This is a genomic window from Sediminivirga luteola, from assembly GCF_014639315.1.
In the GTDB taxonomy this organism is placed as follows: domain Bacteria; phylum Actinomycetota; class Actinomycetes; order Actinomycetales; family Brevibacteriaceae; genus Sediminivirga; species Sediminivirga luteola.
Map to the genome: position 1 here is coordinate 189,529 of NZ_BMFY01000007.1, position 8,315 is coordinate 197,843.

Below are 8,315 nucleotides of genomic sequence, written 5' to 3' on the forward strand. Positions count from 1 at the left end.
CCGCAAAAGAGCGCGCCGCTCGGACTGGCATCGGCATCGCGGGCAGTCCCTCGCCGGGACGACCCGGGAGCGGCTCGCTGTCGTCCTGGTCCTCCTCGGCTCCGGCCAGCAGTCCGGCCGTGCCGGTGTGCTCGGGAAGCGGGGACCCCGAATCGCCGGCCGCCACCGCGGACGCCGAGGGCACCGGAGACGCTGTGGACACAGGTGCCGGAGCGGCACTGTGGACGATGGCGGACACCGGAGCGGCCTCTGCCGTAATCGGGTCCGCCGGCGCGGCCGGCCCTCTCGGCGCGGCCGGCTGCGCGACGAGGGCACGGAGCGCAGCGGCCTGGCGGCGCGAGTCGAAAAGCTCTTCGACCAGCCTGCGGGCGTTGCCGGTCAGCGTACGGTGCTCCGGGTCTGGCCGGATGGCCTCGCCGATGGCGGCGGTCAGCGCGGGCACATCGCCGCTGGGGACGAGCCAGCCGGTCTCCCCGGTGCGCACGACCTCGCCGACGGCGGTGACATCGGCCGCGACGCAGCGGATGCCACGGGCCATCGCCTCCAGCAGAACGGTGGGGAGCCCGTCGGCGTTGCCGTCGCGGCCCACCACGAACGGCGCGACGAAGACGTCGTGGCTGCCGAGCAGTTCGAGGATCTCCGCCTGAGTGCGGGGGCCGAGCAGCCGGACGCGGTCGGCGAGCCGGTACCGGGCGATGAGGGCCTGCAGCTCCGCATGCAGCGGACCGTCACCGGCGATGTCGGCGCTCACGTCGATGCCTGCGTCCCGGAGCCGGGCGACGGACTCGACCAGCAGGCCGAAGCCCTTCTTCTCCACCAGGCGGCCCACGGCCAGCAGCCGGCGGCCGCCGTCCTCGGGGCGCGCCGGGCGGTAGGGGAAACGTTCGAGTTCGAGCCCGTTGCGCACCAGCGTCAGGCGCGCGGCTGAGGCGGGGAACCGCCGGCGCAGATCGGCCAGGTTGTACTCGCTGATGGTGATGGCGTGATGGGCTCCGGCGAGTTTGCGGCCGAGCTCCGCTTCGTCCACGCTCTCGTGGAAGATGTCCTTGGCGTGAGCGGTGAAGGAGTAGGGCAGCCCGGCGATGAGGCCGGCCAGCCGCGCGACCGTGGTGGCCACGGAGGCGAAATGGGCGTGCAAGTGCGTGACGCCGTGTTCACGGGCCAGCCGGGCGAGGGTGACGGCCTGCCCCGCGTCGTCGTGCCCGGCACGCAGCAGCTCGGGCAGCGCATCGGAGAGCCCTCCGGCGAGGCCGTCCGCCTCGCCGCGCTGCCAGACCTGCCACCAGCGATGGGCGGAGGACGGGCGTTCGACGTGCACGACGGGCGCCTGGACGCGCGCCAGCTCCGGGTGGAACCGGGTGTCGGTGGTGGGCCGGAGGGAGAAGATGACGATCTTCTCGCCCTGCGCTTCGCGGGCGAGGATCTCGGAGACGATGAAGGTCTCGGAGAACCGCGGGTACATCTTCAGGACGTAACCGACGACCGGCTGCCGTCCGGCAGCGGATTGCGGGACCATGGGTGCCTCCTGCGGGGCGGGCGTCTCAGCGGGCATCGGCGGCCTCCAGCCGGGAGGTGCGGTCCTGCTGCTGCGCGGTGATGTGCGCGGCAGCCAGATCGCCCAGGCGGGTCAGGCCATCCAGGTCGATGTGATCGCGGCCGGCGCGCCGGTGGACGGCGCCGCTCAGCCAGGCCGAGAGCGCCTCCGGACGGCACTGCTCGGCGGTGATCGTATCCACAGCTCCGGCGGCGGCCAGCGCGGCGGCACGGCGGGGCTGCTCGGCCCGGCGCGAGCTGCGGGGCACGACGAGTGCGGGGGTGTCGGTGGCCATCACCTCGGCCAGGGAGTTGTAGCCGCCCATGCAGATCACCGCCGCCGCATCCCGGATCAGGGCGGGCACATTGCGCGCCGAACGCAGCACAGTCGTCTCCTCCCCCGCGGAGGCATGGATCTCCTCGAAGTCCTCGACCGGCATCTGCGGCCCGGTCACGATGATCTGCCGGTGCCCGGCCGGGACGCGGGCATGTGCCGCGGCGAGCGAGACGCGGCGGCCGTCCGATCCGCCGCCGACGACGGTGAGGACATACGGCTGAGTACCGGCGGCGCCCGGGTCGTCGGGCCGGCCGTGGGCGAGGTAGCCGGTGGAGATGCAGCGCGTGGCGAGCGCTGCGGGGATCTCCCCCGTGCGCACCGGATCGTAGACGCCCGGGTCGCCGTAGACCCAGACGGCGTCATAGGCGCCGGCGACCACATCGGCGCCGCCCAGGCGCTCCCACTCCTCGCGGGCCACCTCCGGGGTGTCGAGGACTTCGCGCAGGCCCAGGACCGTGGCGCAGCGATGCCGTTCGCGCAGGTTCTCCAGGACGCCCTTCAATTCGCCGGCGACGCCGAAGGCGTGCCGGTCCACGATGAACAGGTCCGGCGAGATCGCGTCCAGCGCGGCAGAAACGGCAGAGCCGCGGAGCGCAGCGAGCTTGTCCATGGACATGTCCAGGCGGCGAGAGGCGTAGCCCTCGCGGGTGCGCGTGACACCGGGCAGGATCATCCAGTCCCACCCCGGCGGCAGGCTGTCTTTGGTGGCATCGGGGTGCCCCGCGATCAGGACGCCGCGCACGCGTTCACCGGTGATCCGGGGCAGGTCCGCGGCCAGCGCATAGGCGATCGCGCGATTGCGGCGGGCGTGACCCAGCCCGACGGAGTCGTGCGAGTACAACGCGACCGTGATGCTCATCGAGATCCTCCTGTGTACGTCCTCGACCGGGACGGCCGGTACCTCCGCCATCCCTCGACGTTCTCCATCCTGGGAGGCGCGCATGAGGTGAACATGAGGTGAACATGAGGCGGTTCTTACAAAAGGCTCCTTGTGCGTGAGGCCCCTCACAGCACCAGGGCGCCGTCGTGTCCCGCTCGCCAAACGCCGCAGTGGGCGCGCCCCCACGCGGCCCACGTACGCGCGCGGGCAGGCGATGCCGCAGGAAGTGCCTGCGGTCCCGGTCCGATTTCCCGGCGTACGCGCGCGGGCAGGCGATGCCGCAGCGACGGCGGTCCCGGTCCGATTTCCCGGCGTATGCGCGCGGGCAGGCGATGCCGCAGCGACGGCGGGACGATTCAACGGCGCCTGCCGGACGATGCTGTGAAGGGACGGGACGCTTCTAATGGCGCACGCCGGGACGATGCCGTTGCGCGGCGGGGACGCCGCTACCCGGTCCGTCTCTTCTTAATTCGCCGGTGCGCCCTTACGTCGTCACCCTCCAGCCCTGGGCGACGACGATCTACCGGCGCAGCGACGACCTAAGCGGTAAGAGTGCGTGACGACGCCGCAGCGATTTAAGAATGGAACGACAACCTAAGAACGGAACGACGACAGCGCGGCTTTCAGTCCACCCGGTAGCCGACGCCCCGGACGGTCTGGATGAAGGTCGAGCCCAGTTTCTTGCGCAGGTAGCCGACGTAGACGTCGACGACATTGGAGCCGGGGTCGAAGTCGTATCCCCATACCCGCGAGAGCAGCTGCTCCCGGGAGAGCACCTGCCCGCGGTGCTCCACCAGGACCTCCGCCAGGGAGAGCTCGCGCGCAGAGAGATCGACTTCCTTCTCCCCCACATAGGCGCGGCGGCGGCGCAGATCCAGGCGGACCTCGCCGACCACGAGCTCGGCGGGGGCGCTCTCGCCGTTCTGGCCGCCGCGCAGTCGCAGCTTGATCCGGGCCAGGAGCTCGGCGAACTGGAAGGGCTTGACCATGTAATCGGCCGCGCCGCCCTCCAGCGCCGCCACCGTGTCGCTGACGGAGTCACGGGCGGTCAGGACTAGGACGGGAAGGTCCGGACGCATCTCCCTCACCTGCGCCAGCACGTCGAACCCGTTCATGCCGGGCAGGGAGATGTCGAGAACCACGAGGTCGAACTCGCCGGTGAGCGCGTAGTCACGTCCGGACAGGCCGTTGTCGGCGACGGTCGGCGTGAATCCCTGGGCGCGCAGGCCCTTGGCGATGAATGAGGAGATCCGGGGTTCGTCCTCGACGATCAGGATGCGGTTCACTGTTCTCCCTGTTCTCCTCGGGGCAGTCTGAGCCGGAACGTCGCGCCGGTGACCGTGTCGTCCAGAAGGACCTGGCCCCCGTGTGCCTGGGCGATAGCAGACACGATAGTCAATCCGAGCCCGAAACCCTGGTCGTCCTGGCTGGCGCGCCCGAACCGCTGGAAGATCACCTCGCGTTTGTCCGGCGGGACACCGGGGCCCTGATCGCTCACCCACAGATCAACCGCATCGGGTCCGGCATCGGCGCCCAGCACGATGCTGGTGCCCTCCTCGGTGTAGCGGACGGCGTTGTCGGCCAGCTGCAGCATCGCCTGCGTCAGCCGCTGCGGATCGGCTTGGATGGTCACCGGCGGCGGCACCCTGATGTCCCAGTCCCGCGGGCCGAGCGCGCTGGCCTTGGCGAACACATCCTTCAGCAGGACGGAGACCTCCACCGGCTCTGCCCGCACGAAGTCAGGTCGGCGGGTCTTCGCCAGGACCAGGAGATCCTCCACCAGGCGCGACATCCGGCCGATCTCATCCAGCAGCAGTGCCCGGGTCTCCTCGACATCGTTGACATCAGCGGGGTCGAGGACTTCCAGGTGGCCGCGCAGCACGGTGAGAGGCGTGCGCAGTTCATGCCCGGCGTCGTCCAGGAACTGACGCTGCGTCTCGAAGGCCGATTCCAGCCGGTCGAGCATGTCGTTGAAGGTGCGGATCAGCTCGGCGAGGTCGTCGCTGCCGCTGGCCTCCAGCCGCCGGTCGAGCTCACCCGCTGTGATGCTCTGGGCCGCAGTGCGCAGTTCATGCACCGGCTGCAGCAGGCGCCTGGCGATGAGGGAGGACAGCAAGGCCACGATGAGCGTGGCCATCGTGGCGGCGATCGTATAGGTCCGCAGGAGTTCGTTGAGGCTCTGACGGTGCTCGGTCACGTTGTGCACGGCGACGAATGCACCCCGGTCGGAGCCTTCATGCAGCGGCAGGACGACGAACCGATAGGTGGCGTCGCCGATCTGGGTACTGGTCCGGCCGCCGCGATCCATCAGGCCCTCCACCAGTGCGACGAACTCGCGTGTCTCGCTCAGCCGTGGATCCGCGACGCCCTGGTAGAGCACCGGTCCTTCCATGGTGAAGGCGAAGAACGTCTCCGCCGTGCCGGGCTGGTTGCGCTCCAGGAACACCCGCAGCAGACGATCCGCGGATTCGAAGGGCCGCCCCGTCTCCGGATCCACGCCGTTCTCCGCGAAGCCTCGGAATTCCACGATCTCCTGGCTGAGTTCCTGGTCGATGCGGTTGTCCAGGTTCGCCGACTCCAGCACGTAGAGCAGCAGGCCGACCGCGCCGAGGCCGATGGCGGTGAGCAGGAGCACGCCGGTGGTGATGCGCTGGGTGACCGAGAACCGGGGACGACGATGACGACGCTCAGTCGTCGTCATCGTCGTCGTCATCGTCATCGTCGTCCCAGTCGTCGTCATCGTCATCGTCGTCGTCATCATCGTCGCCGCCGCGAGGGCGGTTGTCGAGCTGACGTGGCGAGGGCGGGGCAGGCTGGAAACGCGCATCGTCCCGCGGCTGCGTGCGGGGCGCCTGCTGCTGGTCCTGCGGAGCCGAGCCGGAGCCGGACGAATCCGCCGACCCGTCGGGGTCCGCCTCGGACCCGTCACCGGCGCTGCCGTCCTCGGCGCCGCTGCCATCCTCATCGCCGGAGGCGTCCTCGGGCCCGGCGGCGTCCTCGGTGGGCGCCGGGGTGAGTTCGATGGGGTCCAGATCGGGCAGATCGTTGGCGCCGCTGTCCAGGTGCATCATCAGCAGGCCGCCCGCGGCCACGACGAGGACCGCGACGACGGTCGTGATCGTCATGCTGAGCCGCGTCATGGAATTCACAGTGCACGACGCTCAGCACCGGAGTCCACTCCAGGGCGGTGAGAGTCCTCTTATATAGCGTTCGCGCTGGTGAGCGGCATGTGATCCGTGGCTCAGCAGGACCGTTTCACGCCGCCCAGGCGCTGCCCCGCCCGCTCGCTGCCCCCTGAGCGCACTCCGCGTCCGCCCGTGGCGATCCGGGCCGCCCAGGGCGCCTCAGGCACGCTGAGGGCCCGGCCCTCGTGGGGGCCGGGCCCTCATTCCGTCGTGGTCGCCGGCGTGCCGGCCGGGGCGCGCCCGCGCCGGAAGAAGCGGCCGCCGCGGGAACGCCTGCCTGCCCGCCTACGAGAGGGCAGGTGATCACCGCGTTGGCCGTCGCGTCAGAGCGCGGCCGGGCCGGTCTCTCGCGCGCCGCGGCGCGTGGTGAGCAGGAGCACTGCGGCACCGCCGATCAGCAGCACCACGCCCAGTCCCAGGCCCGCGAGCTCTCCACCGGTGCGCGGCAGCTGGTCGCCCGGCTGGCCACCGCCCGGACCGCCGCCGGGTCCCGGCTCGCCGCTGGCGTCGACGACCGTGAACGAACCGGTGAGCGGGTCAAGGCCCGCCGCCTCGTCGTCGGCTCCGGTGACCCGGACCTGGTATTCGCCCAGGTAGACCTGCGGCTGGGCCGAGTTCAGCCCGTAGACGGAGAACACAACGGATCCGGTCTCATCGGCGGTATCGGTGAGCTCGATGCCCTCGACGCTCTCCGGCCCGGCGACGACTTCGAGGGTGACGACCTCGCCCTCGGTGAATCCGGTCGCGGCGATGGTCACGCCCTGCTCCGGATCGACGAAGTCCGTCACGGTGATGACCTCGGGCTCCACCGCCAGTGCCCGCTCGGCCGGGGTCTCGGTCGGATCCGGCGTCGGTTCCTGGGCGGTGCCGACGGTGAAGGCCGCCGCGCCCTCATAACCGACGACACCGTCGTCCTGGTTGATGTACTGGACGGTGACGGTGATCTCCCCGTCGAAGCCCTCCGGCAGTTCGGCCACGAACGTGCCCCAGATCGGCCCGACGTCACCGCCGCCGTCGACCAGGTCGAACGCTTCGGTCAGGTCCTCGCCGGCGGCGGTGAAGGCGAAGGCGACGCCGTACGGCGCGCCGGGGTAGTCCGAGGCGGTGAAGCTCACGCCCTCGCTGGCGAGCTGCTCGACCGTGAGGGTGCCGGGCTCCACCGTGACCTCGATGGGCTCGGCCGGCGCCGGCTCTTCCGTCTCGGTGCTGACCGTGAACGTACCGGTGAGGGGTTCCAGGCCGTTGGCCTCGTCCTCAGCGCCGGCCACGGAGACCTGATACTCGCCGAGGTACGCCTCCGGGTTGGTGCTGCTGGTGCCGTAGACGTAGAACGCGACGGAGCCAGTCTCGTCGGCGTTCTCCTGCAGTTCGAGGCCCTCGACGCCTCCCGGTCCGGCGACGACGGTGAGAGTCACGACCTCATCCGCGGTGAAGCCGGCCGCCGTGATGATGACGCCCTGCTCGGGGTCGACGAACTCCTCGGCAGCGATGGTCTGCGGCTCGATGGTGAGCGTCCGCTCGGCCGGGTCGCTGGGGTCCTCGCCCGGGTCGGTCGGATCGGTCGGATCGGTCGGAGGCTCCGCCGGATCGGTGGGATCCGTCGTGCTCTCGCCGATGACCTCGAAGGAGGTCGTGACCTCGCCCGTCTCCGCGGCCGTGCTCACCTCCTGGGACACGGTCACGGTGCCGGTCCAGTCTGCGGGGAGATCAGCGACGAACGTGTTCATACCGCCGCCGGGGCCGCCGTGCCCGCCGGGAGATTGGAACAGCTCCGTGAGGTCTTCCCCCGCGCTGGTGAACCGGGTCGATTCGAAGTAGTACTCCGCTTCAGGATCATCCCAGGAGTAGAAGACGTCGACGCCGGTCGTCGCGAGCTCTTCCACGGTGAGCTGGGCCGGGCTGACCGAGTAGGTGATGTTCTCGATGAGCGCTTCGGCAACGGCGTTTTCCGTCGCCCCGGTACCGGTGGAATCGCCTGGATCCGCATCAGCCGTGCCGCTGCCTTCGGACGGGGCGGCACCGGATTCGTCCGCGGGTTCTGAATCCTCTGCCGGGCCCTCGCCGGCGGGCGGCTCCGGTGCGGCGGTGTCCTCCACCGTCTGCTCGGGCGCGGGCTCCGGCGCCGTGGCGGCTGCCGCGGGCAACGCCCCGAAGCCGGCGACTGCCAGCGNGCTGCCGCGGGCAACGCCCCGAAGCCGGCGACTGCCAGCGCCACGGCGGCTGCCGGGAGCGCGGTCGTCCTCTTCATCTGAATTCCTCTCCGGCCCCGGCCCGCAGAACGCGCACGGAGGGACCGATAAGCGGCTCTTCGGACTTCCGGTGGGGATCACGTGTTGAGTCCGCCTGCGACGAGGAGCATGCGGAGGCGGTAGTTGGAGAG

At 70.7% G+C, this 8,315-nt stretch carries 5 protein-coding genes and 1 pseudogene; all 6 read right to left on the minus strand.

The features are described from left to right. Positions 1 to 292: 292 nt before the first annotated feature. Positions 293 to 1,516 (minus strand): annotated as a pseudogene (locus IEW13_RS09720) (glycosyltransferase); the annotation flags it as partial. 25 nt (positions 1,517 to 1,541) lie between these two features. After that, entirely contained in the window at positions 1,542 to 2,729 is a 1,188-nt protein-coding gene (locus IEW13_RS09725) for a glycosyltransferase family protein (protein WP_188550727.1), read from the minus strand. A 644-nt stretch (positions 2,730 to 3,373) separates the two neighbouring features. Then, entirely contained in the window at positions 3,374 to 4,036 is a 663-nt protein-coding gene (locus IEW13_RS09730; protein ID WP_188550728.1) for a response regulator transcription factor, read from the minus strand. After that, positions 4,033 to 5,496, minus strand: coding sequence for a sensor histidine kinase (locus IEW13_RS09735; RefSeq protein ID WP_229745064.1), 1,464 nt, complete (start codon positions 5,494 to 5,496; stop codon positions 4,033 to 4,035). The genes IEW13_RS09730 and IEW13_RS09735 overlap by 4 nt, the downstream gene beginning before the upstream one ends. Beyond that, positions 5,438 to 5,875, minus strand: coding sequence for a hypothetical protein (locus IEW13_RS09740; RefSeq protein ID WP_188550729.1), 438 nt, complete (start codon positions 5,873 to 5,875; stop codon positions 5,438 to 5,440). Before IEW13_RS09740 ends, IEW13_RS09735 begins: the two co-directional genes overlap by 59 nt. 383 nt (positions 5,876 to 6,258) lie before the next feature. Then, entirely contained in the window at positions 6,259 to 8,079 is a 1,821-nt protein-coding gene (locus tag IEW13_RS09745; protein WP_188550730.1) for a hypothetical protein, read from the minus strand. Positions 8,080 to 8,315: the final 236 nt, after the last annotated feature.